24 protein-coding genes are annotated in these 24,744 nt (G+C 70.4%); 10 read left to right on the forward strand and 14 right to left on the reverse strand.

Annotated elements, in window-relative coordinates:
• Positions 1–145 precede the first annotated feature (145 nt).
• Entirely contained in the window at positions 146–619 is a 474-nt protein-coding gene (gene aroQ / locus ACFY1L_RS25150; protein ID WP_266585494.1) for a type II 3-dehydroquinate dehydratase, read from the reverse strand.
• Between the two features lie 102 nt (positions 620–721).
• Here aroQ and ACFY1L_RS25155 point away from each other — a divergent pair, with 102 nt between their 5' ends.
• Both ACFY1L_RS25155 and ACFY1L_RS25160 read left to right on the forward strand, forming a co-directional pair.
• Positions 722–1,768 carry a S66 peptidase family protein gene (locus ACFY1L_RS25155; protein ID WP_388828432.1) on the forward strand — a complete coding sequence of 349 codons (1,047 nt, stop codon included), beginning with the start codon at positions 722–724 and terminating at the stop codon, positions 1,766–1,768.
• 62 nt (positions 1,769–1,830) lie between these two features.
• Positions 1,831–3,135, forward strand: coding sequence for an MFS transporter (locus tag ACFY1L_RS25160; protein ID WP_388828435.1), 1,305 nt, complete (start codon positions 1,831–1,833; stop codon positions 3,133–3,135).
• On the opposite strand, the gene ACFY1L_RS25165 is transcribed toward ACFY1L_RS25160, so the two are convergent.
• From ACFY1L_RS25165 to ACFY1L_RS25195, 7 genes are all read right to left on the reverse strand, one after another.
• Entirely contained in the window at positions 3,125–4,225 is a 1,101-nt protein-coding gene (locus ACFY1L_RS25165; RefSeq protein WP_388828438.1) for a calcium:proton antiporter, read from the reverse strand. The genes ACFY1L_RS25160 and ACFY1L_RS25165 overlap by 11 nt on opposite strands.
• 61 nt (positions 4,226–4,286) lie before the next feature.
• Positions 4,287–4,589, reverse strand: coding sequence for a hypothetical protein (locus ACFY1L_RS25170; protein ID WP_388829835.1), 303 nt, complete (start codon positions 4,587–4,589; stop codon positions 4,287–4,289).
• Positions 4,590–4,729: 140 nt separating this feature from the next.
• A complete protein-coding gene (locus ACFY1L_RS25175; protein WP_388828441.1) occupies positions 4,730–5,731 on the reverse strand; it encodes a TerC/Alx family metal homeostasis membrane protein in 1,002 nt (333 codons plus the stop codon).
• 225 nt (positions 5,732–5,956) lie between these two features.
• Positions 5,957–7,972 (reverse strand): TerD family protein, encoded by a 2,016-nt coding sequence (locus ACFY1L_RS25180; protein WP_388828444.1) that lies wholly within the window; start codon positions 7,970–7,972, stop codon positions 5,957–5,959.
• 82 nt (positions 7,973–8,054) lie between these two features.
• Positions 8,055–8,633 carry a TerD family protein gene (locus ACFY1L_RS25185; protein WP_361277645.1) on the reverse strand — a complete coding sequence of 193 codons (579 nt, stop codon included), beginning with the start codon at positions 8,631–8,633 and terminating at the stop codon, positions 8,055–8,057.
• A gap of 161 nt (positions 8,634–8,794) precedes the next feature.
• Positions 8,795–10,930: an excinuclease ABC subunit UvrB gene (gene uvrB / locus ACFY1L_RS25190; RefSeq protein WP_388828448.1), complete on the reverse strand. Its 2,136-nt coding sequence runs from the start codon at positions 10,928–10,930 to the stop codon at positions 8,795–8,797.
• A 40-nt stretch (positions 10,931–10,970) separates the two neighbouring features.
• The gene (locus tag ACFY1L_RS25195) at positions 10,971–11,837 is read right to left on the reverse strand and encodes an MHYT domain-containing protein (protein ID WP_388828451.1); all 867 of its coding nucleotides are present in this window, start codon (positions 11,835–11,837) and stop codon (positions 10,971–10,973) included.
• Positions 11,838–12,118: 281 nt separating this feature from the next.
• Between ACFY1L_RS25195 and ACFY1L_RS25200 the strand changes: the two genes are divergently transcribed.
• The 3 genes from ACFY1L_RS25200 to fdhA all read left to right on the forward strand — a co-directional run bounded on the left by ACFY1L_RS25200 (position 12,119) and on the right by fdhA (position 14,937).
• Complete coding sequence (locus ACFY1L_RS25200) at positions 12,119–12,997, forward strand: glycerophosphodiester phosphodiesterase (protein WP_388828454.1); 879 nt, start codon at positions 12,119–12,121, stop codon at positions 12,995–12,997.
• A 46-nt stretch (positions 12,998–13,043) separates the two neighbouring features.
• Positions 13,044–13,598 carry a methylated-DNA--[protein]-cysteine S-methyltransferase gene (locus ACFY1L_RS25205; protein WP_388828457.1) on the forward strand — a complete coding sequence of 185 codons (555 nt, stop codon included), beginning with the start codon at positions 13,044–13,046 and terminating at the stop codon, positions 13,596–13,598.
• A gap of 112 nt (positions 13,599–13,710) precedes the next feature.
• A complete protein-coding gene (gene fdhA / locus ACFY1L_RS25210) occupies positions 13,711–14,937 on the forward strand; it encodes a formaldehyde dehydrogenase, glutathione-independent (RefSeq protein ID WP_388828460.1) in 1,227 nt (408 codons plus the stop codon).
• Positions 14,938–15,046: 109 nt separating this feature from the next.
• Here fdhA and ACFY1L_RS25215 read toward each other — a convergent pair whose 3' ends face one another.
• Both ACFY1L_RS25215 and ACFY1L_RS25220 read right to left on the reverse strand, forming a co-directional pair.
• Entirely contained in the window at positions 15,047–15,475 is a 429-nt protein-coding gene (locus ACFY1L_RS25215; RefSeq protein WP_388828463.1) for a VOC family protein, read from the reverse strand.
• Positions 15,476–15,539: 64 nt separating this feature from the next.
• Positions 15,540–16,334, reverse strand: a complete 795-nt coding sequence (locus tag ACFY1L_RS25220) for a methyltransferase (protein WP_388828466.1) — start codon at positions 16,332–16,334, stop codon at positions 15,540–15,542.
• A 253-nt stretch (positions 16,335–16,587) separates the two neighbouring features.
• On the opposite strand from ACFY1L_RS25220, the gene ACFY1L_RS25225 reads away from it, so the two are divergent.
• Positions 16,588–17,715 (forward strand): magnesium and cobalt transport protein CorA, encoded by a 1,128-nt coding sequence (locus tag ACFY1L_RS25225; protein WP_388828469.1) that lies wholly within the window; start codon positions 16,588–16,590, stop codon positions 17,713–17,715.
• 18 nt (positions 17,716–17,733) lie between these two features.
• On the opposite strand, the gene ACFY1L_RS25230 is transcribed toward ACFY1L_RS25225, so the two are convergent.
• The 3 genes from ACFY1L_RS25230 to ACFY1L_RS25240 all read right to left on the reverse strand — a co-directional run bounded on the left by ACFY1L_RS25230 (position 17,734) and on the right by ACFY1L_RS25240 (position 19,435).
• A complete protein-coding gene (locus ACFY1L_RS25230; RefSeq protein WP_388828472.1) occupies positions 17,734–18,162 on the reverse strand; it encodes a CBS domain-containing protein in 429 nt (142 codons plus the stop codon).
• Positions 18,163–18,314: 152 nt separating this feature from the next.
• Positions 18,315–18,746 carry a PPOX class F420-dependent oxidoreductase gene (locus ACFY1L_RS25235; protein WP_388828475.1) on the reverse strand — a complete coding sequence of 144 codons (432 nt, stop codon included), beginning with the start codon at positions 18,744–18,746 and terminating at the stop codon, positions 18,315–18,317.
• 47 nt (positions 18,747–18,793) lie between these two features.
• Positions 18,794–19,435: a uridine kinase gene (locus ACFY1L_RS25240; protein WP_388828478.1), complete on the reverse strand. Its 642-nt coding sequence runs from the start codon at positions 19,433–19,435 to the stop codon at positions 18,794–18,796.
• Between the two features lie 132 nt (positions 19,436–19,567).
• Here ACFY1L_RS25240 and ACFY1L_RS25245 point away from each other — a divergent pair, with 132 nt between their 5' ends.
• The 3 genes from ACFY1L_RS25245 to ACFY1L_RS25255 all read left to right on the forward strand — a co-directional run bounded on the left by ACFY1L_RS25245 (position 19,568) and on the right by ACFY1L_RS25255 (position 22,667).
• Positions 19,568–20,263: a DUF2293 domain-containing protein gene (locus ACFY1L_RS25245; protein WP_388828481.1), complete on the forward strand. Its 696-nt coding sequence runs from the start codon at positions 19,568–19,570 to the stop codon at positions 20,261–20,263.
• A 270-nt stretch (positions 20,264–20,533) separates the two neighbouring features.
• Positions 20,534–21,013 (forward strand): DUF1772 domain-containing protein, encoded by a 480-nt coding sequence (locus tag ACFY1L_RS25250; protein ID WP_388828484.1) that lies wholly within the window; start codon positions 20,534–20,536, stop codon positions 21,011–21,013.
• A gap of 166 nt (positions 21,014–21,179) precedes the next feature.
• Entirely contained in the window at positions 21,180–22,667 is a 1,488-nt protein-coding gene (locus ACFY1L_RS25255) for a glutamate synthase subunit beta (protein ID WP_388828487.1), read from the forward strand.
• Positions 22,668–22,705: 38 nt separating this feature from the next.
• On the opposite strand, the gene ACFY1L_RS25260 is transcribed toward ACFY1L_RS25255, so the two are convergent.
• Positions 22,706–23,209 carry a carboxymuconolactone decarboxylase family protein gene (locus tag ACFY1L_RS25260; protein WP_388828490.1) on the reverse strand — a complete coding sequence of 168 codons (504 nt, stop codon included), beginning with the start codon at positions 23,207–23,209 and terminating at the stop codon, positions 22,706–22,708.
• Between the two features lie 47 nt (positions 23,210–23,256).
• On the opposite strand from ACFY1L_RS25260, the gene ACFY1L_RS25265 reads away from it, so the two are divergent.
• Complete coding sequence (locus ACFY1L_RS25265; protein ID WP_388828493.1) at positions 23,257–24,696, forward strand: PLP-dependent aminotransferase family protein; 1,440 nt, start codon at positions 23,257–23,259, stop codon at positions 24,694–24,696.
• Positions 24,697–24,744 lie beyond the last annotated feature (48 nt).

Consider the following 24,744-nt stretch of genomic DNA (forward strand, 5'->3'; position numbering starts at 1 on the left):
GCAAAAACGTCCCCTCTGACGTGCACGTCACAGCAGCCTTGAGATGCACTCATCCCCGGCGTGAACGCCGGGGCTTTCTGCAAGAGTCCCGGTAAGAGTCGCGCGCCTGGTCATCGGGGCTTACACACCGCCCCGTCCGCCGGCCCTACGCGTCGGCCTGGGCTGCCCCCGCCAGAGCCGCGACCCGCTCCACGCCGAACACGTACCCCTGCACACCGCACCCCGCGATGACCCCGTCGGCCCGCAAGGAGACGTACGAGTGGTGCCGGAAGGACTCGCGCTGGTGGATGTTGGAGATGTGGACCTCCAACACGGGCAGTCCGTCACAGGTGTTGAGCGCGTCCAGAATCGCGACTGACGTGTGCGAGTAGGCACCGGGGTTGATCACGATCCCGCAGTGGTTCAGCCGCGCCTCGTGGATCCAGTCGACCAACTCGCCCTCGTGGTTGGACTGACGGAAGTCCACCGTGCCCCCGTGCGCGGCAGCCGCCTTGGCGCACAGCGCCTCGACGTCGGCCAGCGTGTCCTTGCCGTAGATCTCCGGCTGACGCTGGCCGAGGAGGTTCAGGTTGGGGCCGTTGAGGATCATGATCGGGGCGTTGGCCAGGGTGCGGGGCACGGTTCCTCCGGTCCGTTCGGGTGGCGCGATCCGTACAGGACCGCTGTTCAGACCCGGTTTATCACGGTGCGCCGAGAGCGCGGCGGCCCGTACCCTCCCGGCATGACGACGATCTCGTACCCGCCCAAGCCGTCGCCCGGGGACCGTATGGCCGTGATCTCGCCCGCGTCCGGCCTGCCCGGGCTCTTCCCGCGCCCCCACGAACTGGGACTGGAGCGCCTGCGCAAGGAGTTCGGCCTCGAACCGGTCGAGTACCCGGCGACCCGCAAGATGGGCGCGACTGCGCAGGAGCGCGCCGACGACATCCACGCCGCGTTCGCCGACCCGGACGTCAAGGCCGTCATGGCGTCGATCGGCGGCGACGACCAGATCACCGTCCTGCCGCTGCTGGACCGGGAGTTGATCCGGGCCAACCCGAAGCCGTTCTTCGGGATGAGCGACAACACGAACCTGCTCATGTATCTGCGCAACACGGGAATCGTCGGCTACCACGGCGCGACCGTGATGACCGCACTGGGCCGCCCGGTCGCCATGCATGAGCTGACCGTCGAGTCCCTGCGGGCTGCGCTGTTCACCTCCGGCGAGTACGAGCTGAAGCCCGCCGAGCGCTGGGGCGACGTCAACCGCGACTGGGCCGACCCGACGACGTTCGACGAGGAGCCGGAGACCAGGCCCGGCAGCGGATGGACGTGGGTGAACCCCGACCGGGTCGTCGAGGGGCGCAGTTGGGGCGGCTGTCTGGAGATCTTGGGCTGGCTCCTGATGGCCGACCGGGAGATCTCGCACGATCTGTCGGAGTACGACGGCTCAGTGCTGCTGCTGGAGACCTCCGAGGAGATGCCCAGCGCCACGGAGGTCTTCCGAATGCTCCGGAACATGGGTGAGCGCGGGCTCCTGCAGCGTTTCTCCGCGTTGCTGATGGGCCGGGCCAAGACCTGGTCCTTCGAGCAGCCCAACAGCCCGGAGGAGGGCGCGCGTTACGCCGCCGAGCAACGCGAGGCCGTACTGCGCGCGATGCGGACGTACGCCCCCGGCACCATGATCGTCTTCGACGTGGACTTCGGGCACACCGATCCGCAACTGGTCATCCCCTACGGCGGCCTCGTCCGCGTCGACGGCCCCGCCCGGCGCATCAGCGTCACGTACTGACGAGACCCGACCGCGCTCACGCGCCCCCGTAACCCGCGGTCACCGTGGGTAGTTGACGCGGCATGCACGACGTACGCACCGTAAGGGCGCCCTCCATGCTGCGGCTCGCGGCCGCCTCGCTCGCCGGGACGGCCATCGAGTTCTACGACTTCTTCGTCTACGGGACCGCGGCAGCGCTGATCCTGGGGCCGCTGTTCTTCCCGACGTTCTCGCCGGTGGCCGGGACGCTGGCCGCCTTCGCGACGTTCGGCGTGGGGTTCGTGGCGCGGCCGCTGGGTTCGGTGCTGTTCGGGCACATCGGGGACCGGCGGGGGCGCCGGCCGGTCCTCGTCGGCTCGTTGCTGCTGACCGGCGCCTCGACGATCGCGGTCGGCTGTGTGCCGACGTACGACTCGATCGGTGTGGTCGCCCCCGTGCTGCTTCTGGTCCTGCGTTTTCTGCAGGGCCTGGGGCTCGGTGGGGAGTGGGGCGGGGCCGTGCTGCTGACCGCGGAGCATGCGCCCGCCGAGCGGCGTGCGCTGTGGTCGAGCTTCCCGCAGGTCGGGCCTGCGCTGGGGTTCCTGCTCGCCAACGGTGTGGTGCTGGCGCTGTCGGCGACGCTGTCCGACGCGCAGTTCGCGCAGTGGGGTTGGCGGGTGCCGTTCTGGTTCGCGGGGGTGCTGGCCGCTGTCGGACTGTGGTTGCGGTCGTCGCTCGCCGAGAGCCCCAGCTTCCTCGAAATCGACGACCACGCGCGCGTGCCGCTGGCCGAGGTCGCACGCGACCACTGGCGCCTCGTCCTGCTGACGGCGGGCGCCCTCTCCATCGGGTATGCGATCTTCTACGCCGTGACGACCTGGTCCCTCGCATACGCGACGGAGCGGCTGGGGGTGAGCCGTACCGTCATGCTGACCTGCATCATGGCGGCCGTGGCGGTGAAGGGCTCGCTGACGCCGTTGGCCGCGCTGCTGGGGGACCGATACGGGCGGCGGCCGATGTGCCTTGCCGGGTGTACTGCCGCGGTCGTGTGGATGCTTCCGACAGTGGCGCTCCTCGCGACCGGTCAGCCGCTGCTGATGTTCGTGGGTTTCCTGGGCGCGCTGCTCGCGTTCGTCACGATGTTCGGGGTGATCGCCGCGTATCTGCCCGAGTTGTACGAGCCTCGGGTGCGCTGTACGGGCGCGGCGGTCGGCTACAACCTCGGCGGGGTCCTCGGGGGTGCGCTCACACCGATCGTGGCGACGGCCCTCGCCGAGCACGGCGGCCGGGTGCCGTGGGGGGTGGGCGTCTATCTGACCGGGATCGCGCTGCTGAGCCTCGGGTGCTTCGCGATGCTGCCCGAGACCCGGCCGGTGACGGTGGTGGTCGCGGAGCCGGTCATGGATTGATCGCCAGCTCCAAGTAGGCCGCGAACAGCACCAGATGGACCCCTCCTTGCAGCGGCGTGGCCCTGCCCGGCACCACGGTCAGGGAGGCCACCACCACGGTCAGCGCGAGCAGCACCATGTGCACCGAGCCGAGTCCGAGGACGAGCGGGCCGGAGAGCCAGATCGAGGCCAGGGCGACCGCGGGGATGGTGAGGCCGATGCTGGCCATGGCGGAGCCGAGGGCGAGGTTCAGGCTGGTCTGCACCCGGTCCCGGCGGGCGGAGCGCAATGCGGCGATGGTCTCCGGGAGCAGCACCAGCAGGGCGATGATCACGCCGACGACGGCGTGAGGCAGTCCGGCGGCCTCCACACCGGACTCGATCGTGGGGGAGACGCCCTTCGCCAGCCCGACCACGCCGATGAGGGCGACGAGGAGCAGACCCAGGCTGATCCGGGCGGTGCGGGCGGTCGGCGCGTCCGCGTGGTCGTCCGCGGCGATGACCTCGCCCTGGCGGGTGATGGGCAGGAAGTAGTCGCGGTGCCGCACGGTCTGGGTCGCGACGAACAGGCCGTAGAGGATCAGCGAGGAGACCGCGGCGAAGGTGAGCTGTACGCCGGAGAACTCCGGGCCCGGCTTGCTCGTCGTGAACGTCGGCAGTACCAGGCTGAGTGTGGCCAGCGTGGCGACCGTCGCGAGGGCGGCGCCGGTGCCTTCGGGGTTGAAGACCGCGAGGCCGTGGCGCAGGGAGGCGACGAGGAGACAGAGGCCGACGATGCCGTTGCAGGTGATCATCACGGCCGCGAAGACGGTGTCCCGGGCCAGGGTCGAGCTCTTGTCCCCGCCGTCTGCCATCAGCGTGACGATCAGGGCGACTTCGATGATCGTGACGGCGACGGCGAGGACGAGCGAGCCGAAGGGCTCGCCGACCCGGTGGGCGACCACCTCGGCATGATGCACGGCGGACAGAACGGCTCCCGCGAGAACCAGTGTCACCAGCGCGACGACCGCCGCGGGCAGGTCTCGTCCCCAGGTGAAGGCCAGCAGGACGAGCGCGAGCACCGGCACGAGGTACGTCCACCGGGTGGTGAGCGACCTGAGCCGAGCGATCATGGAGCGATCCTCGCAGAGGGGTTCGGGCCCCGCACTCCGGCGGCGCGGGGCCCGCGGCGCCTCACTTCAACTCGGTCATCGCCTCTACGTCGCAGTCGACGAAGGACGGCGGCTTTGTACACAGCGCTGCCATCCGCTCGGCGAACTTCGTTGTCTCGGGGTCGTTGCTGTTGGCCATGGCCTCCTCGTAGGAGTTGAACTCGATCACCACGAGGTATCGGTTCGGCTGATTCCTGTCCTTGAGGACGAGACGGTGCGTGGGGCCGCCGCTGCGGCCCGCGAGGCGCTGGTCCGTCTCCTCGGACAGCTGCCGCATCTCGTCGATGCGATCGGTCTCGAAGTCGATGATCTGCACGAACTTCATCGGTGCGTCCACGGATTCCTCCACCCGGCCGTGGCGCTCCCGGGCCGGGAGCGCTCAGCACCCAACGAAGCACCGGGAGCGGGGGGCTGCAATTCATCGTGGGGCACTCCCGGTGCTGGTTGTTTCTACGTCGGTCGCGGTCAGGCCTGGATGCTGTCCTTCGGAGCGCCTTCGCTCTCCGCCTGCGCCGCCTCGGCCTCCGCCTGCTTCTTGGACGCCCTCAGGCTGGTGATGGTGGTGACGATCAGGACCGCGCAGATCACGCCGAGGGAGACCGGGATGGAGATCTCCGGGACGTGCACGCCGGACTCGTGCAACGCGTGCAGCACGAGCTTGACGCCGATGAAGCCCAGGATGATCGACAGGCCGTAGCTGAGGTGGACCAGCTTCTTGAGCAGTCCGCCGATCAGGAAGTACAGCTGGCGAAGACCCATGAGGGCGAAGGCGTTCGCGGTGAACACGATGTACGGGTCCTGGGTCAGGCCGAAGATCGCGGGGATCGAGTCGAGCGCGAACAGGACGTCCGTGGTGCCGATCGCCAGCATCACGACCAGCATCGGGGTCATGACCCGCTTGCCGTTCTGCTGGATCCACAGCTTGGTGCCGTGGTAGCGGTCGGCGACGCCGAAGCGGCGCTCGGCGGCCTTGAGCAGCTTGTTCTCCTCGAACTCCTCGTCCTCCTCGTCGGCCCGGGCCTCCTGGATGAGCTTCCAGGCGGTCCAGATCAGGAACGCGCCGAAGAGGTAGAAGACCCACGCGAAGCTGGCGAGGATCGCGGCGCCCGCGGCGATGAAGATCGCCCGCAGGACCAGGGCTATGAGGACGCCGACGAGCAGCACCCGCTGCTGGTACTGCGAGGGGACCGCGAACTTCGCCATGATCAGGACGAAGACGAAGAGGTTGTCGACGCTCAGTGACTTCTCGGTGATGAAGCCCGCGAAGAACTCGCCGCCGGCCTGGCCGCTTCCGAAGAGGAGCAGCCCGAGCCCGAAGAGCCCGGCGAGGGCGATCCAGACGACCGTCCAGATCCCGGCTTCCTTGATCGAGACGTCGTGCGGCTTGCGGCCGATGAAGAAGTCGACCGCGATCAGGGCGGCAAGGCCCACAATGGTCAGGACCCACAGGGTCGGGGAAACATCCACTGCGCCTCCGGCAGTCGTAACGGCAATGACCAGCGTCGTCGCGCTGCCGGAGGTCTCTTCCACCCACGGTGGGCCGACGCCCCGGGATCAGATCCGATCCGTATTGACGGGCACGCCGCAGTCGACAGGGAGTACTCCCCTCCGTGGGAACAACAGTACCCCAACCACCAAGGAACGGTAAAGCGATTGGCAAAGAAAAGGTCAAAATAGCTGGTCAGAGATGCTTTACCAATGCTTGGTACGGGCTGCTGCCACCTGGGTGAGCACCTGCTGGAGGACCTGACTGCCGGGCGGCACGAGTGACGGCTCGTACGTCCAGGCGTGGCCGACCCACGGATCGGCGAGGTGATCGTCGGGCAGCGGGGTCAGCCGCAGCAGAGAACGCCACAGGGGGTCGAGCAACGGCCCGTAACCGGCGGCCTCCTCGCGGTCCGCGACCATCATCAGGTGCACGCCGACAGCCGGGCCCTCGTCCGCGAGGTAGCGCAGCTGGGTCACGGCCCGGTCGTCGAAGCCGTGCGGGAAGTCGTTGACGATCAGCAGCTGCTCGGCCGTGTCGAGGCCGGGTGGGAGCGCGTCGGCGGCGCCGCCGCGCACCGCCATCTGCACCAGGTCGACGCGCTGGGTGAGCCGGGTCAGGACGTCCGTCACTCCTGCGGCGCCCAGGGCGGGCGGCGTCGCGAGGACGCCGGTCTGCACCAGCGGCGCGAGCGCCTGCACCCCGGAGCCGGCCGGGTCGATGACGTGCACGCTGAACTCGCCCGCCGGATAGACCGCGAGCAGCCGGGCCGCGATCGCCACGGCCGTCGCCATCGCGAGCTGCCCCAGTTCGTGGGCGTCGGCGAACGACTCGTCGACGCTTCCGGTGCGTCCGCTGTCGATCCACAGACCGCGCTCGAGCGGCAGGCGGACCAGCATCGGGATGCGCAGCAGTTCGCTCTCGGGCAGGTAGAGGTCGCCCAGGCGCAGGGCCATCGGGATCTCCATCGGCACCCGGTAGCCGTGCCAGACGGGGTTGTCCCAGCGGGCGTACGCGGGCGGAAGCGCGGGCTCGACGACGTCGGCCTCGGCGGCGAGCTGGGCGAGATCCCGGTCGAGGGCCTCCCTGGCCTGGTCGACGAGCTGTGTGTGCTTGGCGCGGGCCGTCTCGCGCGCGGTGTCGCCCTGCCCGCCGATCCTGCTGCGCGGGTCGGAGAGGACCTGGTCGAGCTCCTTCTCCATGCGCGAGTCGGCGAAGTCGACGGCGCTGCGGTACGCGGACGTGGTGCGGGCCAGGTCCTCGAACATGCCCCAGACCTGGTTGTAGAGCCGCTCCTCCATGGACCAGCCGGTCGCGTCACCCGCGACGGGCCGCGCGGGCTGCCCGGGCGGGGCGGGGGGCGCGGTCGGCGGGGGCGGCGGCGGAGCGGCGTTCTGCCGCCTCGGGTGGCTGTAGTCGATCGGGCCGCCGGCGGTGGACGCGGACGGCTGGGTGACGGCGGAGGGGTCCGCGGGCGCGGGACCTGCGGGGTATCCGGGCTGCGGCAGGCCGGTCCCCGGGGTTCCGTACGGGGAGCCGGGCGGCGGGGACACGGGCCCGGGGCCGCCGTGCGGCGCGGGGCCGCCCTGGTCGGGGCCGGGCGCCGGTGCGGCCGTCTGGCGGGTACGGTCGCCGTCCGCCGTGCGCTGCGGGGGTGCCGGGACCGAGCGGGACAGGCCCTGGGACACCGCCTCGTTGATGCTGCCCGCGAGGTGGTGTGCCTCGGGCAGGCCCTGGTCGGTGAAGAGCTCGGCGAGACCGCCGGCGTACCCCTGGCCGACGGCGCGCACCTTCCAGGCGTCCTGTCGGCGGTAGAGCTCCAGGGCGACGACGGCCGACTCGGCGTCCAGTCCGGTGATCGTGTAGCTGGCGACCTCGGTTCCGTCGAGGCCGGTGACGGCGACGAAGGGGGCGGCCACGGCGCCGAAGCGGACCGGACCCGTCCCCGTGGGCAGGGCGAGCAGCACATTGACGCGGTGCACGGCCTCGGGCATGGCATCGAGGTCCACGGCGAGACGGTGGTCGGCGGCCGCCTGCTTGGAGACCTCGAGCCCGGGCAGGCTGGGCGCGCCGGCGTGGGCCACCCATTCGACGCCGCGGGCCCTGCCGTGCTCGTCGCTGAGCGTGGCCGAGGCCACGATCGGCGTGCCGGCCGAAACCCTGATCTCCAGACGGGCCTGGGAGAGCGGGTGGTTCTGCCCCCGCACCAGCTCGGCCGTCATCGCCCTCGTCCCCCTGTGTCGCCGGTGTGTCGTGTCATGTGCGGCCAGGGCCCGCTTCCGGACGGGCCCCGGCCCGGTTGTCCTACAGGTGCGGCAGGATCGCCGGCATCAGGTCCTGGAAGGTGCGGCCGTTGGCCGGGGTGCCGAGGGCCGTCATCGTCCAGCCAGGGCCCGAGCGGTGCACCTTCGCCATGATCTGGGCCGTGTACTGTCCGCCACCCGCCAGCGTGTAGCGGGCGAGCTCCTGGCCGTTGGTCTCGTCGACCAGGCGACAGAACGCGTTCTGCACCTCCTGGAACGTCTGGCCCGTGAAGGAGTTCACGGTGAAGACGATCTGGTCGATGTGGACCGGGATGCGCGCCAGGTCGACGAGGATCGCCTCGTCGTCGCCACCCTGGCCGACACCGCCGACGAGGTTGTCACCGGTGTGGCGCACGGAGCCGTCGTCGCTCACCAGGTGGCGGAAGAAGACGACGTCGACCGGCTGCTTGTCCGCGAACAGGACGGCGGAGGCATCCAGGTCGATCTCCCGGGTGCGCGAGCCGAACAGGCCGCGCCGGGGAGCCGCCTGCCAGCCGAGACCCATGCGCACCGCCGTCAGGCTGCCTCCGTCGTTCTTCTGCAGACTGATGGCCTGACCCTTGGTCATGTTGACGGTCACGCGCTGATTCCCCTCTCGAACTGTCCCCTGTTGCCGCGGAACCCGCGGTTGACCAGAACCCTACGCAGGGCCACTGACAGTGCCGTACCCCGGCTCGTGCTTTGTGTCGGTCTTGCAACACAGTGCGCATCTGCCGAGGTACGACGGCCGGCCGACAGGGGTCAGGCCAGGCCCGCCTCCCGCATCTGGCGCAGTTCCTTCTTCATCTCGGAGACCTCGTCGCGCAGCCGCGCCGCGATCTCGAACTGGAGGTCCGCGGCGGCGGCGCGCATACGCGCCGTCATCTCCTCGATCTGTTCGGCGAGTTCGGCCGCGGGCCGGTCGGTCGGAACCGTCTCCTTGGCCTTGCCCTTGGCCTTGGCACCGCCGGCCGCCTTTCCGCCGAGGGCGGGCACGGGTGCCTTGGCGCCCTTGCCGTCCTTCAGCTTGCGGTAGCCCGAGCCGAGCAGCTGCTCCGTGTCGACGTCCTCGCGGGCGATCTGCGCGACGATGTCGTTGATCTTCTTGCGGAGCGGCTGGGGGTCGATGCCGTTCGCGGTGTTGTACGCGACCTGCTTCTCCCGGCGGCGGTTGGTCTCCTCGATGGCCTTCTCCATCGCCGGAGTGATCTTGTCGGCGTACATGTGGACCTGGCCGGAGACGTTGCGCGCCGCGCGGCCGATGGTCTGGATCAGGGAGGTGCCGGAGCGCAGGAAGCCCTCCTTGTCGGCGTCGAGGATGGCCACCAGGGACACCTCGGGCAGGTCGAGGCCCTCGCGGAGGAGGTTGATGCCGACGAGGACGTCGAACTCGCCGGAGCGCAGTTCGCGCAGCAACTCGACGCGGCGCAGGGTGTCGACGTCGCTGTGCAGATAGCGGACCTGGATGCCGAGCTCCAGGAAGTAGTCCGTGAGGTCCTCGGCCATCTTCTTGGTGAGCGTGGTGACCAGGACGCGCTCGTCCTTCTCGGTGCGCGTGCGGATCTCGTGCACCAGGTCGTCGATCTGGCCTTCGGTGGGCTTGACCACGACCTCCGGGTCGATCAGGCCGGTGGGACGGATGATCTGCTCCACGGCGCCGTCCGCGCGCGAGAGCTCGTACTTGCCGGGGGTCGCCGACAGATAGACCGTCTGCCCGATGCGCTCCTGGAACTCCTCCCACTTCAGGGGCCGGTTGTCGAGGGCTGAGGGCAGCCGGAAGCCGTGGTCGACGAGGGTGCGCTTGCGGGAGGCGTCGCCCTCGTACATGGCGCCGATCTGCGGGACGGTGTTGTGGGACTCGTCGATGACCAGCAGGAAGTCGTCCGGGAAGTAGTCCAGCAGGGTGTTGGGCGGGGAGCCGGGCGCGCGGCCGTCGAAGTGCATCGAGTAGTTCTCGACGCCGGAGCAGGAGCCGATCTGGCGGAGCATCTCGAGGTCGTACGTCGTGCGCATCCTGAGGCGCTGGGCCTCCAGGAGCTTGCCCTGCTTCTCCAGCTCGGCCAGGCGCTCGCCGAGCTCCTTCTCGATGTCGTTGACGGCCCGCTCCATGCGCTCGGGGCCCGCGACGTAGTGGGAGGCCGGGAAGACGTACAGCTGCTCGTCGTCGCTGATGATCTCGCCGGTGACCGGGTGGAGCGTCGAGAGCGCCTCGATCTCGTCGCCGAACATCTCGATGCGGACGGCGAGTTCCTCGTAGACCGGGAAGATCTCGATGGTGTCGCCGCGGACCCGGAAGGTTCCCCGGGTGAAGGCCAGGTCGTTGCGCGTGTACTGGATGTCGACGAAACGGCGCAGCAGCTGGTCGCGGTCGATCTCGTCGCCGATCTTGAGGGGGACCATGCGGTCCACGTACTCCTGCGGCGTACCGAGGCCGTAGATGCAGGAGACCGAGGCGACCACCACGACGTCGCGGCGGGTGAGCAGCGAGTTGGTCGCGGAGTGGCGCAGGCGCTCGACCTCCTCGTTGATCGAGGAGTCCTTCTCGATGTAGGTGTCCGACTGCGGGACGTAGGCCTCGGGCTGGTAGTAGTCGTAGTACGAGACGAAGTACTCGACCGCGTTGTTCGGCAGCAGCTCGCGGAACTCGTTCGCCAGCTGGGCGGCCAGGGTCTTGTTCGGCGCCATCACGAGTGTCGGGCGCTGGAGCTTCTCGATCATCCACGCGGTGGTGGCGGACTTGCCGGTGCCGGTCGCGCCGAGCAGGACGACGTCCCGCTCGCCTGCCTCGATGCGTTTGGCCAGCTCGGCGATGGCCGTCGGCTGGTCGCCGCTGGGCTGGTAGGGGCTGACGACCTCGAAGGGCGCCACCGTGCGTTCGATGTTGGAAACGGGCCGCATGGAATCAACCGTACGACCCGCCACTGACAACGCGGCCCGATCAGCGATTCTGCGGGGTGCGGGAGCCGCGGCGGCCCGGCTGGCGGGAGGGGCGGAGCGGGGGGCGGCGGGCCGGGTGGTGGACGGCGGGGTGGGCCGGTACGCCCGGCTTCGGCTCGACGGGGGTCCAGTCGGGCTTCCCCATGACCATGAGCGGATCGAACATCACGATCACGGCGGCGATGAGGAGGAAGGCGAGCGGGCCGACCAGCATGGGCCACAGCAGGGCGGCGGGCGAGTCGCCGGAGGTGGGGGCGCCCGTGCCGTGGAGATGGACGCTGAGGGCCGCCATGCCCGTGTAGTGCATGCCGCTGACCGCGAGCCCCATCACGAGGCTCGCGCCCACGCTCCACAGGAACCCTCTGACCTGTCCGGCCGCCCACAGCGCGGCAGTGGCGGCGACCATCGCGATGACGACGGAGACGGCGACGGTGAGCGTGTTGTACTCCAGCTTTCCGTTCAGGTGCATGCCGGCCATGCCCAGGTAGTGCATCGAGGCGATGCCCAGGCCGGTGATCGTGCCGCCGGTGAACAGGGCCGTTCCGGTCGCGCCCTTGTAGCCGACGATGAAGATCCCGACGCCCACCATGACGATCGCGATGCCGAGGCTGGCGAACGTCGTCGGCTTGTCGTAGTGGATCGGCGCTCCTTTGACCGTGAACCCCATCATCGCGACGAAGTGCATGGTCCATATGCCGGAGCCGATCGCCGCCGAGCCCAGGGCGAGCCAGGCGGGGCGCGACGAGTGTGCGACGAGCATCGATCTGGTGGTGCAGCGCAGGCCGAGGGCGCCACCGAGCGAGGCCATGAGATAGGCCACCAGCGGTGTGACGAGTCCGTAGCTGAATCCGTCGACCGTGCCTTGCATGCGCGGCTGCCCTTCCCGCCCTCTTACGTCCCGGAATTCCCTGAAATGCGCCCCCTCCCAGGACCGCCCGAGCGGTCAGGGTTGAGGCAGAGAGTATGACTCCCACCAGAATGGTCGAACGATTTTCCGGCAAAGAAACACGTCGTTGCCCCAGTTGTGCGGCACCCGTGAGCGGACTTGGGCGACTCCGTCCAATGTGTGGCCGTTCTGCGCCCCTCCGTCGTTGACGCTCTGCTGTCACAGTTGATCTGTCCGTGATCGCACGACGTGAGGGAGTACGCATGTACGCGCGCGCACTTGCCGCCATCACGACCGCGCTGCTGGGGACCGCCGCCCTCCTGCTGCCCGGCTCCGCCGCCCGGGCGGGCGACGTCGTCAGCGAGCGGCCGTTGGTCTTCGGTCACCGCGGCGCCTCCGCCTACGCGCCCGAGAACACCCTTGCCGCCATCGACGAGGCGGCCCGGCTGGGCATCGGCTGGGTCGAGAACGACGTCCAGCGCACCAAGGACGGCGAGCTCGTCGTCATCCACGATGACAGTCTGCAGCGCACGACCGACGTCGAGAAGGTCTTCCCCAGCCGGACGTCCTGGAAGGTGAAGGACTTCACCGCGGCCGAGATCGCGCGCCTGGACGCGGGGAGCTGGTTCGGCCCACGGTACGCGGGCACGCGCGTGCCGACGCTGGAGCAGTACATGCACCGGGTCGAGCACAACCACCAGAAGCTGCTCCTGGAGATCAAGAACCCCGAGCTGTACCCGGGTATCGAACGCCAGACCCTGAAGGTCCTGAGCAACGAGGGCTGGCTCGACCGGCAGCACCTGGCCGGCCGGTTGATCGTCCAGAGCTTCAGCGCCAACAGCCTGCGGATCGTCCATGACCTGAAGCCCGCCGTCAGGACGGGTTTCCTCGGTGCGCCGGCCATGTCGGACCTGCCCGAGTACGCGTCCTTCGCCGACGGGATCAATCCCTCCCACAGCTCGGTCTCGACCCGTTACGTCGCCGCGGTCCATGCCTTCACGGGGCCGCACGGCAGGCCGCTGACGGTCTTCACATGGACCGTCGACGACGCGGACACCGCCCGGCAGGCCGCCCGGCGCGGCGTCGACGGCATCATCACCAACAAGCCCGACGTGGTCCGGGCCGCGCTGCAGGCGCCCTGAGGCCCGCTCGCCGGGCGTTGTCAGTGTCGGGTCGTACGGTGGGCGCATGGACAGCCATGGGCAGTACGAACAGCAGGTCGTGTGGGCGGTGGTCGACAGCGGGATCGGTCCGCTGCTGCTGGCCGCGACCCGCGAGGGACTGGTCAACGTCGTGTTCCACGCCACGGACGCGGTGCGCGACAAGGCGCTCGAGCGGCTGGCGTCCCGGCTGGGCTGCGAGCCCGTCGAGGCACCCGACTCGCCGCTGCTGGCCGAGGCGATACGGCAGGTCGAGGCGTACTTTGCGGGTGAGCGACGTGACTTCGAGCTGCCGCTGGACTGGTCGCTGATCTCCGGCTTCAACCGGCAGGTGCTGCGCGAACTGGCGTCCGGCGTGCCGTACGGCGCGGTCGTGGGCTACGGCGACCTGGCCGGGCGGGTGGGCCAGCCGGGTGCGGCCCAGGCGGTGGGGACTGCAATGGGGTCCAATCCGCTGCCGGTGGTGGTGCCCTGCCACCGGGTTGTCGAGAGCGACGGCGGCATCGGCGGGTTCGGGGGCGGGCTGGAGACGAAGCGCAAGCTGCTCGCGCTGGAGGGGGTACTGCCCGAGCCGCTGTTCTGAGCGACAACCACGCGCGCGAAGGGTGGCCGGAAGGGAGCGGCGGTAGCAGACTCCGCCATGCGCACAGCCACTGGCATCCGAAGGCTCGGAGCCGAAGGGACGGCGATCACGCATGAGCGGAAACAGGGCAGTCGCGTATCTCAAGCCGGGCGCGGTGGAAGTGAGGACCATCGACTACCCGACGCTTGAACTCCAGGACGGGCCGGGGGTCGCATCCGAGAACGTCGGCCGCAAGTGCCGGCACGGTGTGATCCTCAAGGTGCTCGCCACCAACATCTGCGGAAGCGACCAGCACATGGTGCGCGGGCGGACGACCGCGCCCGAAGGGCTGGCCCTCGGACACGAGATCACCGGAGAGGTCGTCGAACGGGGTCCGGACGTCGAGTTCATCGACGTCGGCGACATCGTCTCCGTACCGTTCAACATCGCCTGCGGGCGGTGCCGCAACTGCAAGGAGCGCAAGACCGGCATCTGTCTGAACGTCAACCCGGCCCGGCCCGGGGCGGCGTACGGCTATGTCGACATGGGTGGCTGGGTCGGCGGCCAGGCCGAGTACGCCATGGTCCCGTACGCCGACTTCAACCTGCTGAAGTTCCCGGACCGGGACGAGGCGCGCGAGAAGCTGCTCGACCTGACCATGCTGTCGGACATCTTCCCGACCGGCTTCCACGGCGTGGTGAGCTCGGGCGCCGGTGTCGGTTCGACGGTGTACGTCGCCGGGGCCGGCCCGGTCGGTCTGGCTGCGGCCGCGTCGGCGCAGCTGCTGGGTGCGGCCGTGGTCGTCGTCGGCGACCTCAACGCCGAGCGTCTCGCCCAGGCGCGGAGCTTCGGCTGCGAGACGGTCGACATCTCCCAGGGCAGCGTCGAGGACCAGCTCGTGCAGATCCTCGGGGAACCCGAGGTGGACGCGGCGGTCGACGCGGTCGGCTTCGAGGCCCGCGCCCACGGCAAGGACGCCCCCGAGGCGCCCGCTACGGTCCTCAACTCGCTGATGGGCGTCACACGCGCGGGCGGTGCCCTGGGCATCCCCGGGCTGTACGTCACGGACGACCCCGGCGGGATCGACGAGGACGCCAAGTCCGGGACGCTGAAGGTGCGGCTCGGCCTCGGCTGGGCCAAGAGCCACCACTTCACGACCGGGCAGTGCCCGGTGATGAAGTACCACCGCGGCCTGATGATGGCGATCCTGCACGGCCGCGTGCACATCGCCAAGGCGGTCAACGCGACCGTCATCGGCCTGGAGGACGCACCGCGCGGCTACGCCGAGTTCGACCAGGGCGCCAGCCGCAAGTACGTGCTCGACCCGCACGGAGCGCTGAGCGGGGTGAGCCCCGTCTGAGCTCCCGAACAGGAGTGAGCGGGGGTGTGCACAGTGCACCGGGGTGTCCACGCGTACGCGCGCGTGGGCACCCCTTTCTCCGCCCCCGGCGTGCTTTGCACACCTCTGGCTAGTCGTAGTGCCGGGCCTCGAAGACGTTCCCGTCCGGGTCGCGGAAGTAGAAGCTGCGCCTGGCCTTTCCGCGGGCGCCGTAGGAGTCGTACGAGAACTCCGAGACGGGGACGGCGCGTTCCTCGAGCCGGCTGTGCAGGGTGTCGAAGTCGTCGCCGGGCAGGGCGAGGCAGACGTGGTTGACCGGATGGCCCGAGCTGTCGGCGGCGCCGGGGAGCATCTTCATGCTCTCCGCCACGGAGTGGGGCATGAGGTCGAGGATGGTCTCGTCGTTGAGCCGCGCGGAAGGGAAGGAGACCTTCCCCGCGGCGAACTCGGTGACCCTCAGGGGCCGCAGCCCGACCGCCTTCTCGTAGAAGTCGGCCGAGGCGACCGGGTCGTGAACCCACAGGACGACATGATCGAGACGTGTCGTGTTGTCCGTCATACTCCCCAGGCTGGTGTCGTCCGCCCCGGGCCGCAAGGCTTCGGCCGGTCACCGGGACCACCCCCTAGGCCTTGCGCCCCCAGGCCGAGATCATCGGAGCCGTCGCCAGGTCCATCCCCCCGGCCTCGACGTTCGCCAGGTGGCGGTCGATGTCCTCGTCCGTGGCGAGGTCCGCGGCGACGAGCTGGGCGCGGATCTGGCGGACGGTGGCGGACTCGAGGGCGGCGCAGGCCGGGGAGGCGAGCGGGAAGTAGGCGTCGGCCTGCACCTGGCGCAGCCCGGCCTCCCGGAGCAGGCGTGGCACGCGGCGGCCGTAGGAGAGGTCGGCGCCCCGGTCGGCGAGCAGTCGGCGGAAGCCGCTGCGCAGGCGGTTGGCGAGCTGCTGCTCGGCGCCGTGTTCGTCGGGGCAGATCAGGGGCTGGAGGGCGGGGTCGGCGTCCTCGATCAGGATCCGGCCGCCGGGGCGCAGTGCCTTGATCATCGACCGCAACGCCCGTTCGCGGTCCGGCACATGGACGAGGACGAGCCGGGCGTGCACCAGGTCGAAGCCCTCCCCCGGCGGCTCCTCGGCACCCACGTCGTGGACACGCACGTCCACCGGCGGGCGGGCGACAGCGGCGAGCAGAGAGGTGTCGATGTCGGTGGCGACGACCTTTCCGGTCGGACCGACCTTCTTGGCCAGCCAGGACACCACCGAGGTGCCACCCGCGCCGACCTCCCAGCAGCGCCAGCCGGGGCCGACGCCGAAGCCGGCGAGATGGCGGAAGGTCGTGGGGTCGAAGAGGGTGGCGAACGCGTCGAAGCGCTCGTTCGCCTCGCGCTGCCGGTTGTCGAGGAGATACCCGTCGGATCGCGTCATGCCGCGATCATCCCAGTTGCCCGCCTTGTCGGGAGGGGGCGACGCGGCGCCTGCGACGAGACGGCCGGACGCGTCCAATACCGGCGTCCGCGAAGCCCGTCGTCCACAGACGGGAACCAAGCGGAATGCACTGTTCCCACAGGCTCACCTGCCGCTTACGTGGAACTGGCAGACTGATCGGCCAAGGCGCAGCACGCGGCACATCACGCCGGATCATGCGTCAAGCCCGGGAGATCCACGCAAGGAGATCCAGATGTCCATGGCAGGGAATCTGCGGAAGGTCACGAGCCTCGGCAGGGTCGGCGGCCTTCGCAAGGTGGCACGGCTGGCCCGGCGGCGCCCCCGCGTCGACCTGAGCCACCCGGCCAGGTCCCCGCTGGGCTCCTCGGTGGTCAACTGCGTGACGTACCGGGAGGGTGTGCGGGTGCCCGGTGGCAGCGACCTGGTCGACGCCGTGGAGCGGGTGCGCAAGAACGGGGACGGGTTCGTGTGGCTCGGTCTGCACGAACCGACGGACCAGGAGTTCGCGGGCATCGCCGAGCTCTTCGACCTGCATCCGCTGGCGGTCGAGGACGCGGTCGAAGCTCATCAGCGCCCGAAGCTGGAGCGCTACAGCGAGACGTTGTTCGCGGTGTTCAAGACGGTCTGCTACGTCGAGCACGAGCAGCTCACGGCGACGAGCGAGGTGGTGAACACCGGCGAGATCATGGTGTTCGTCGGCGAGGACTTCGTGATCACTGTGCGGCACGGCAGGCACGGCTCGCTGGGCCCGCTGCGCGAGGAGCTTGAGGCCGACCCCCAGCAGCTCGCCAAGGGGCCGGCGGCGGTGCTGCACGCGATCGCGGACCACGTGGTCGACGACTATCTGAACGTCACCGACTCGGTCCAGGCCGACATCGACCAGGTCGAGGCGGACGTGTTCGCGGAGAACGGCGCGCGGGCCGACCCGGGGCGGATCTACCAGATGAAGCGCGAGCTTCTCGAGCTGAAGCGGGCCGTGGTGCCGCTCGCCCGCCCGGTCGAGGACCTCGCGACCCGGCCGATCCGGGTGGTCGACCCGGAGATACAGGCCTACTTCCGCGACGTCCTCGACCACCTGATGCGGGCGAAGGAACAGATCGCCTCCTTCGACGAACTTCTCAACTCGATCCTGCAGGCCCACCTCGCGCAGGTCACGGTCGCGCAGAACGAGGACATGCGGAAGATCACGGCGTGGGCCGCGGTGATCGCCGTCCCGACGATGGTCTGCGGGGTGTACGGCATGAACTTCGATCACATGCCGGAGCTGCACTGGAGGTTCGGCTACCCCCTGGTCATAGGCGTGATATCCGTGGCGTGTCTGGCGCTGTACCGCGGTTTCAGGCGCAACGGCTGGCTGTGACGCGTCGGACCGACCGGTTCAGCGCGTGGTCGTCCTGGCGTAGACGCTGTGGGCGAAGTCGGCGATCTGGTCCTCCGTCAGGTGCCGGGCCAGGTCGGCCTCGCTGATCATGCCGACCAGCCGCTTGTTCTCGATGACGGGGAGCCGGCGGATCTGGTGCTCCTGCATCTCGTGGAGCACGTCGCTGACGTCCGCGCCCGCGTCGATCCAGCGTGGGGTTCCGTGGGCCATCTCACCGGCGGTGACCTTGGCCGGGTCGTGGCCCATGGCCACACAGCCGACGACGATGTCGCGGTCGGTCAGGATGCCGCAGAGCCGCTCGTTCTGGTCGCTGATGGGCAGGGCTCCGACGTTCAGCTCGCGCATCAGCTGGGCCGCGCGGTCCAGCGTCTCGTGGGCGGGGATCCACTGGGCGCCACGGTGCATGATGTCTCCGGCGGTGGTCATGGAGTACCTCCCGGTGCCGGGCGGCCGGCGCGGCGCGGGACGCACCGCTGAAACCGGCGCCCTACATTCTCGCCGCGCGGCACGCGCGATGCACCCGGAACTCGGCGGTAGCAGCGGGCCGCCGGGAGAGTTTCGCTCAGGCGCTCAGGCGCTCAGGCCGAGAACCCCACGATCCTCCGCGGGACGATGCGGATGATCACGCGGACCTCGTCGTCCTTCTCCGCGGGCGGGTCGATGCCGAGGTACTTGTGCGAGAGCTCGTACGGGAGGCGCTTGCCCTCGTCGGGGAGGATCTCGGCGGTGCCGCGGATCTCGACCGAGGTGTAGGGGTTGGCGAGGTCGAAGACCGAGAGGCTGATGCGGGGGTCGCGGCGGAGGTTGCGCACCTTCTGACGTCCGTCGGTGGAGGAGAAGAGCACGGTGTGGCCCTCGCGCTTGATCCAGACCACCGAGTTCTGCGGGGCGCCGTCGGGGCCGAGGGTGGCGACGCTGGCGAAGTTCTTGCCGTCGAGGAGGGCGCGGACCGAGTCGGCGAAGGGGACGGGATCGGCAACGGGGACGGGATTGCTCGAGGAGGTCGTCATGGGGCCAGGCTAACTACATGCACACGCATACAAAAGCGGTATTCCGATCAACCCCTCCACGCCGGGTGACGCGGATCGTCGGTGCGCACCAGGACGTCGGCCGAGCCGGACGGGTCGGTCTCGGCCTCGTAGCGCTCGTAGGCGGGGAGGGTCCAGTGGTCGGACTCGGGGGTGCGGCGGCGCAGGGCGCCGGGTGAGAGGAGGAGATGGACGGTCAGGTCGAAGGGGAACCAGTGGCGCAGCAGGAGGGGGCCGTGCAGCAACAGGAAGCCGCCTGGCGGGAGTGGGACGTAGGGGCTGCGGGTGGCGCGGTCGGTGACCGGGTCCCACAGGTCGGGCAGGACGCGTCCGTCGCCGCCGGGTTCGAGGGGGCCGAACACCTCGCGCCACAGGGCACCGGTGTCCAGCCAGCCGTCGTAATAGGCGTCGACGTCCTGGTGGCCGTACTCCAGACGGAGCGAGGCGGGTCGCAGGAAGCCTTCCGCGCCGACGGTCAGCGAGGGACGGCCGCGTATGCGCAGCGCCTCGGCGACGCGCTCGGCGAGGTCGCCCGGGCGGGCCGCGGGGGCGCCGTCGAAGGCGATGCGGGGCCAGGGGCTGCCGTCGGCCGGCTTCAGGTCGAGCAGACGCTCGGCCAGGAGGTCGCCGAGTCGGTCCCAGGTGATCGCTTCGAGTCGCACACGGCCCATGATGCGTCAGCCCCAGGCCGGGGTGCGCCCCGCCCCGGTGGTGGGGCGCTGCGCGGGAGGAGCGGCAGCCGAGGACGCAGAGGGCGTGATTTCGCGGTAGTCCGGAGTGCCTGCAGGGGGAATGAAACACCTATGGCACGCCTCGCAACTCCCCCGCCGCGCACCGGGATTCTCGTCTTTCAGCCGCTCAAGAGGCGGCACTGCGGGGACTGTCATGCGGGGCCGTTGTCGCTGCTCGTGCTCGAAGAAGGGGCGCCGCGGTGTCTCGACTGTGCCGACCTCGGGCATCTGGTGTTCCTGCCGCGCGGGGACACGGCGCTGACCCGGCGGGCGCGGGAGGAGAGTGCGCTGTCCGCGGTGGTGGTGCGGTTCAACCGGCGCAAGGGGCGTTACGAGCGGCAGGGCGTCCTGGTCGAGGAGGCGGGGCTCGCGCGGGCCGAGGAGCGGTGTCTGGCGGACGCGGAGGCGCGGCGGCGGCGCCGGATGCGGGACGCCCGGCGGCGGGCCGCGGAGGACGTGCGGTTCGCGCAGGCGTTCGCGGCGGAGATACGGCGGCTGTTTCCCGGGTGCCCCGACGAGCGGGCCCGGGCCGTCGCCGGGCACGCGTCCGTGCGAGGCAGCGGGCGAGTGGGACGAAGTGCCGCGGGGCGGGCGTTGTCGGAGACGGCGGTGGTCTCGGCGGTCGTGGCGTCCGTACGGCATCTGGACACGCCGTACGACCAGTTGCTGATGAGCGGGGTGCCACGGCACGAGGCGCGGCGGCGGATCGGGCCGGGGGTGGAGACGGTGCTGCGGGGGTGGCGGGCGGCGGGAGAGGAGGCCGGTTGACGAACGGCGATCGGACGGCGGGCGTCAGCACAGGAGGCCGACCAAAGAAGGGTGATCGGGTGGCAGGTGGCCGGGAAGGGGGCCGGTTGGCGAAGGGGGATCGGGCGGCGGGCTGCGGTCGTACTCGCGGCGGGAGCATGGCGGCCGTCTGGACGCACGCGTATGGGCCCGCGTTCTTCGGCCATGGTCGGTGGGGGCGCCGCGGATTTCACTTGTGGGGACGGGAGGTGCCGGGGAGGATCTCGGCTCGATACGGGGAGTTGACCTGACGTGATCGATGGACCGTACTTCTGGCTGACCGTGTTGGGAGTGCTCGGGACCGGTCTGGTGGCCGGGGTGTTCTGCGGGTTCTCGACGTTCGTGATGAGGGGGCTCTCCGCGCTGCCGCCGGCGCAGGGCGTCGCCGCGATGAACGCGATCAACGTGACCGCGGTGATGCCGGCGTTCATGCTCGTGTTCGTGGGGTCGGCGGTGCTGTGCGCGGTGATAGCCGTGGTGACGTTCGTGCTGTGGCCCGACGACGGGCGGGTGGCGCTGCTGCTGGGCAGCGCGCTGTATCTGTTCGGCTCGTTCGGGGTGACCATGGTGGCGAACGTGCCGCGCAACGACGCGCTGCTGAAACTGGACCCGGGCACCCCGGAGGCCGCCGCGTACTGGCCTGCGTATGTGCGCGAGTGGACGTTCTGGAATCACGTCCGGATGGTCGCCTCGGCCGGTTCGGCGGTGGCGTATGTGCTGGCGCTGACCTGAGAGGGCGCTGAGAGGTTCCGGGTGGGGGCTGGGGGAATCCTGAGAAGAGAGGGCGGAAAGCGCTGTCCGGCCACTCTGCGCAGGTGGCCGAGGCGTCGTATCGTGGCCGAAAGAGTGCCGCCCGATGACGCACGGCTCGTCGTACGCGTAGGCAAGGAAGACGGCCATGGCCGATCCCAAGGGATTCATGACCACGTCTCGCCGGGAGTGGCCTCGCCGTCCGGTCGAGGAGCGGGTCCGGGACTGGGACGAGGTGTACGTCCCCGGGGCGTTGCTGCCCATCATCAACAAGCAGGCCGACCGCTGCATGGACTGCGGCATACCGTTCTGCCACGACGCCTGTCCGCTCGGCAATCTGATCCCCGAGTGGAACGACCTGGTCAGCCGGGACGACTGGCGGCAGGCGGCCGACCGGCTGCATGCGACGAACAACTTCCCCGAGTTCACGGGGCGGTTGTGTCCCGCGCCGTGCGAGGCGGGGTGTGTGCTTGCGATCAACCAGCCGGCGGTCACGATCAAGAACGTCGAGGTGGCCATCGCCGACAAGGCCTGGGAGCTGGGGTTCGCGCCTCCGCGACCGCCGGACCGGCTGTCCGGGCGGACCGTCGCGGTGATCGGGTCGGGGCCGACCGGGCTGGCCGCGGCACAGCAGTTGACCCGGGCGGGGCACACGGTCGCCGTGTACGAGAAGGACGACCGGCTCGGCGGGCTGATGCGGTACGGCATCCCCGAGTTCAAGATGGAGAAGCGCCATCTGGAGCGGCGGATCGAGCAGATGCGGGCCGAGGGGACGAAGTTCCGTACGTCGACAGCGGTCGGACGGGACATCGGGGCGGCGGAGCTGCGGACGCGGTACGACGCCGTGGTGATCGCGACCGGGGCGACGGCGTGGCGTGAACTTCCGGTACCCGGGCGGGAGTTGGCCGGAATACAGCAGGCGATGGAATATCTGCCGCTGGCCAACCGGGTGTGCGAGGGGGACTTGGACAGTTCGCCGATGTCCGCCGCCGGGAAGCACGTCGTCATCGTCGGCGGCGGCGACACGGGGGCGGACTGTCTGGGGACCGCGGTGCGCGAAGGGGCCGCGTCGGTCACGCAGTTGGACATCTACGCCCAGCCCGGCGCCGATCGGGACGAGGATGCCGAGCCCTGGCCGACGTATCCGAAGATCTACCGGCTGTCGGCCGCGCACGAGGAGGCGCGCGACCTGGAGACCGCGCCCGCGGCGGACGCGGACGCGCGGCTGTTCGCGGCGTCCACGCTCCGCTTCACCGGCGACGAGAGCGGGCATGTGCGGTCGTTGCACCTCGTCGAGGTCGACGCGGCCCGGCGGCCGGTGCAGGGCACCGGGCGGACGCTGCCCGCCGACCTCGTGCTGCTCGCGCTCGGTTTCTCGGGACCCGACCGGAAGGACGGGCTGATCGACCAGTTGGGGCTGGCGATGGAGACCCGCGGGACGATCACGCGGGACGCCGGGTTCACGACGAGTGTGCCCGGGGTGTTCGCCGCGGGGGATGCCGCCCGTGGACAGTCGCTGATCGTGTGGGCGATCGCGGAGGGGCGGGCGGTGGCGGCGGCCGTCGACCGTCATCTGACGGGGAGTTCGCGGCTGCCGGCGCCGATCGGACCCTACGACCGGCCGATGACCGTGTAGCCGACGGCAGAACGGGGCGGCCGGGGCGGCGCGTCGGGTCAGCGGCGCCGCTCGTCGGTTCCGGCCACCTTCGCCGTCGACAGGGCCACCCTGTTCCACGTGTTGATCGTGAGGATCAGGGCCAGGACATGGGCCAGTTCCTGCTCGTCGAAGTGGGCGGCCGCCTCGGCGTAGACCTCGTCCGGGACGCCGCCGTCGGCCACCAGTGTCACCGCCTCCGTCAGGGCGAGGGCCGCCTGCTCCTGCTCGGTGAAGAAGTGGCGGGCCTCGCGCCAGACGGCGACCATGTGCAGCCGTTCCTCGCTCTCGCCGGCCTTGCGGGCGTCGCTGGTGTGCATGTGGAGGCAGTACGCGCAGTGGTTGAGGTGCGAGGCGCGGATCTGGATCAGTTCGACGAGGGCCGGGTCGAGGCCCTCGCGGGCGGCGGCGTCGAAGCCGACGAGGGCGCGGAAGACCTTCGGGGCGGACTTCGCGAAGTCCAGGCGGGTCGTCGTCCTGGCGGTCGTGTCCGTCGTCGCGTTCGTGTGCGTGGTCGTTGTCATGTGCTTCAACCTACGGGGCTGAAAGACCCACTGTAGGGTGCATTTCCATGGCGAAATCGTGGGTCAATTCCGCCGAGCGGATCGGGGCCGACCTGCACCTGGAGCTGGCCGGGTCGGGTGGGCGGCGGGCCGCGCTCATCGCGGCGTTGCGGGAGGCCGTGCGCAGTGGGCGGCTCGCTCCCAGCACCCGCCTGCCGCCGTACCGCTCGCTCGCCGCGGACCTCGGCGTGGCTCGCAACACGGTGGCCGACGCGTACGCGGAGCTCGTCGCGGAGGGCTGGCTCACCGCCCGTCAGGGCTCGGGCACCAGAGTCGCGGAACGCACCGAACCGCTGCGACACGCCGCGCGAGCGCCCCGAAAGGCACCTCCACGCGCGCGTGGCCCCCGGCACGATCTGCGCCAGGGCACCCCGGATGCGTCCGCGTTCCCGCGTGCGGCCTGGCTCGCCTCCTACCGGCGGGCCGTTCAGCAGGCGCCCAGCGAGGTGTTCGGGCCCGGCGACCCTGCCGGCCGCGTCGAGCTGCGGGAGGCCCTCACCGAGTACCTGGCACGCGCGCGTGGCGTACGCACCGAGCCGGACCGGATCGTGATCTGCTCCGGCTTCGCACACGCCCTGCGGCTGCTCTTCGGCGGAAAGGACCGGGACCGGGTCCTCGGCGGAACGCTGGCCGTGGAGGCGTACGGACTGCCCTTCCACCGGGAACTGCTGGCCGCCGCGGACGTTCGCACCGTACCGATCCCCCTGGACGAAGACGGCGCCCGCGTCGACCGGTTGGCGCGCGAGCGGGCGGTACTGCTCACGCCCGCGCACCAGTTCCCGACCGGCGGCCCGCTGCACGCCGGCCGCCGCGCCGCCGTGATCGACTGGGCACGCGCGCGTGGCGGCGTGATCCTCGAGGACGACTACGACGGGGAGTTCCGCTACGACCGCAGGCCCGTCGGCGCGGTCCAGGGCCTCGACCCCGAGCGGGTGATCCACATCGGCTCGGTCAGCAAGAGCCTGTCGCCGGCGCTGCGGCTCGGGTGGATGGTCCTGCCGGAGCGGTACGTCGGCGACGTCCTCGCGGCCAAGGGCGAGCGGGAGGCGTGGGCGAGCGTCCTCGACCAGCTGAGTCTCGCGGACTTCATCACCAGTGGGTCGTACGACCGTCATGTGCGGCGCATGCGGCAGCGGTACCGGAGCCGGCGCGACCGGCTCGTCGCCGCGCTCGCCGAGCACGCGCCGCACGTCGAGGTCACCGGGATCGCGGCCGGCCTCCACGCCGTGCTGCGGCTGCCGCCCGGCACCGAGCGGTCCACGGTCCGGGCCGCGGCCTGGCAGGGCATCGCCCTGGACGGCCTCGCCGGCTTCCGTCACCCGGAATCACCGGAGACGGACATGCCGGCCCGCGACGGAATCGTCGTCGGGTATGCGACGCCCTCCGAGCATGCGTACGGGGCGGCACTGGACGCGTTGTGCGAGGTGCTGCCGCCGGGCCCCGTGTAGGCCGCGCTGGGGTCTCCTACAACGGCAGCACGCCGCAGGTCGTCGACC

This window comes from Streptomyces sp. NPDC001663 (assembly GCF_042893105.1).
GTDB lineage: Bacteria > Actinomycetota > Actinomycetes > Streptomycetales > Streptomycetaceae > Streptomyces.

What these genes read in the sequence shown, in the direction of transcription:
- ACFY1L_RS25155 (WP_388828432.1), top strand. Translation starts at nt 722, where the DNA reads ATGACGACGATCTCGTACCCGCCCAAGCCGTCGCCCGGGGACCGTATG.
- ACFY1L_RS25160 (WP_388828435.1), top strand. Translation starts at nt 1,831, where the DNA reads ATGCACGACGTACGCACCGTAAGGGCGCCCTCCATGCTGCGGCTCGCG.
- ACFY1L_RS25165 (WP_388828438.1), bottom strand. Translation starts at nt 4,225, where the DNA reads ATGATCGCTCGGCTCAGGTCGCTCACCACCCGGTGGACGTACCTCGTG.
- ACFY1L_RS25170 (WP_388829835.1), bottom strand. Translation starts at nt 4,589, where the DNA reads ATGAAGTTCGTGCAGATCATCGACTTCGAGACCGATCGCATCGACGAG.
- ACFY1L_RS25180 (WP_388828444.1), bottom strand. Translation starts at nt 7,972, where the DNA reads ATGACGGCCGAGCTGGTGCGGGGGCAGAACCACCCGCTCTCCCAGGCC.
- uvrB (WP_388828448.1), bottom strand. Translation starts at nt 10,930, where the DNA reads ATGCGGCCCGTTTCCAACATCGAACGCACGGTGGCGCCCTTCGAGGTC.
- ACFY1L_RS25195 (WP_388828451.1), bottom strand. Translation starts at nt 11,837, where the DNA reads ATGCAAGGCACGGTCGACGGATTCAGCTACGGACTCGTCACACCGCTG.
- ACFY1L_RS25200 (WP_388828454.1), top strand. Translation starts at nt 12,119, where the DNA reads ATGTACGCGCGCGCACTTGCCGCCATCACGACCGCGCTGCTGGGGACC.
- ACFY1L_RS25205 (WP_388828457.1), top strand. Translation starts at nt 13,044, where the DNA reads ATGGACAGCCATGGGCAGTACGAACAGCAGGTCGTGTGGGCGGTGGTC.
- fdhA (WP_388828460.1), top strand. Translation starts at nt 13,711, where the DNA reads ATGAGCGGAAACAGGGCAGTCGCGTATCTCAAGCCGGGCGCGGTGGAA.
- ACFY1L_RS25215 (WP_388828463.1), bottom strand. Translation starts at nt 15,475, where the DNA reads ATGACGGACAACACGACACGTCTCGATCATGTCGTCCTGTGGGTTCAC.
- ACFY1L_RS25220 (WP_388828466.1), bottom strand. Translation starts at nt 16,334, where the DNA reads ATGACGCGATCCGACGGGTATCTCCTCGACAACCGGCAGCGCGAGGCG.
- ACFY1L_RS25225 (WP_388828469.1), top strand. Translation starts at nt 16,588, where the DNA reads ATGTCCATGGCAGGGAATCTGCGGAAGGTCACGAGCCTCGGCAGGGTC.
- ACFY1L_RS25230 (WP_388828472.1), bottom strand. Translation starts at nt 18,162, where the DNA reads ATGACCACCGCCGGAGACATCATGCACCGTGGCGCCCAGTGGATCCCC.
- ACFY1L_RS25235 (WP_388828475.1), bottom strand. Translation starts at nt 18,746, where the DNA reads ATGACGACCTCCTCGAGCAATCCCGTCCCCGTTGCCGATCCCGTCCCC.
- ACFY1L_RS25240 (WP_388828478.1), bottom strand. Translation starts at nt 19,435, where the DNA reads ATGGGCCGTGTGCGACTCGAAGCGATCACCTGGGACCGACTCGGCGAC.
- ACFY1L_RS25245 (WP_388828481.1), top strand. Translation starts at nt 19,568, where the DNA reads ATGGCACGCCTCGCAACTCCCCCGCCGCGCACCGGGATTCTCGTCTTT.
- ACFY1L_RS25255 (WP_388828487.1), top strand. Translation starts at nt 21,180, where the DNA reads ATGGCCGATCCCAAGGGATTCATGACCACGTCTCGCCGGGAGTGGCCT.
- ACFY1L_RS25260 (WP_388828490.1), bottom strand. Translation starts at nt 23,209, where the DNA reads ATGACAACGACCACGCACACGAACGCGACGACGGACACGACCGCCAGG.
- ACFY1L_RS25265 (WP_388828493.1), top strand. Translation starts at nt 23,257, where the DNA reads ATGGCGAAATCGTGGGTCAATTCCGCCGAGCGGATCGGGGCCGACCTG.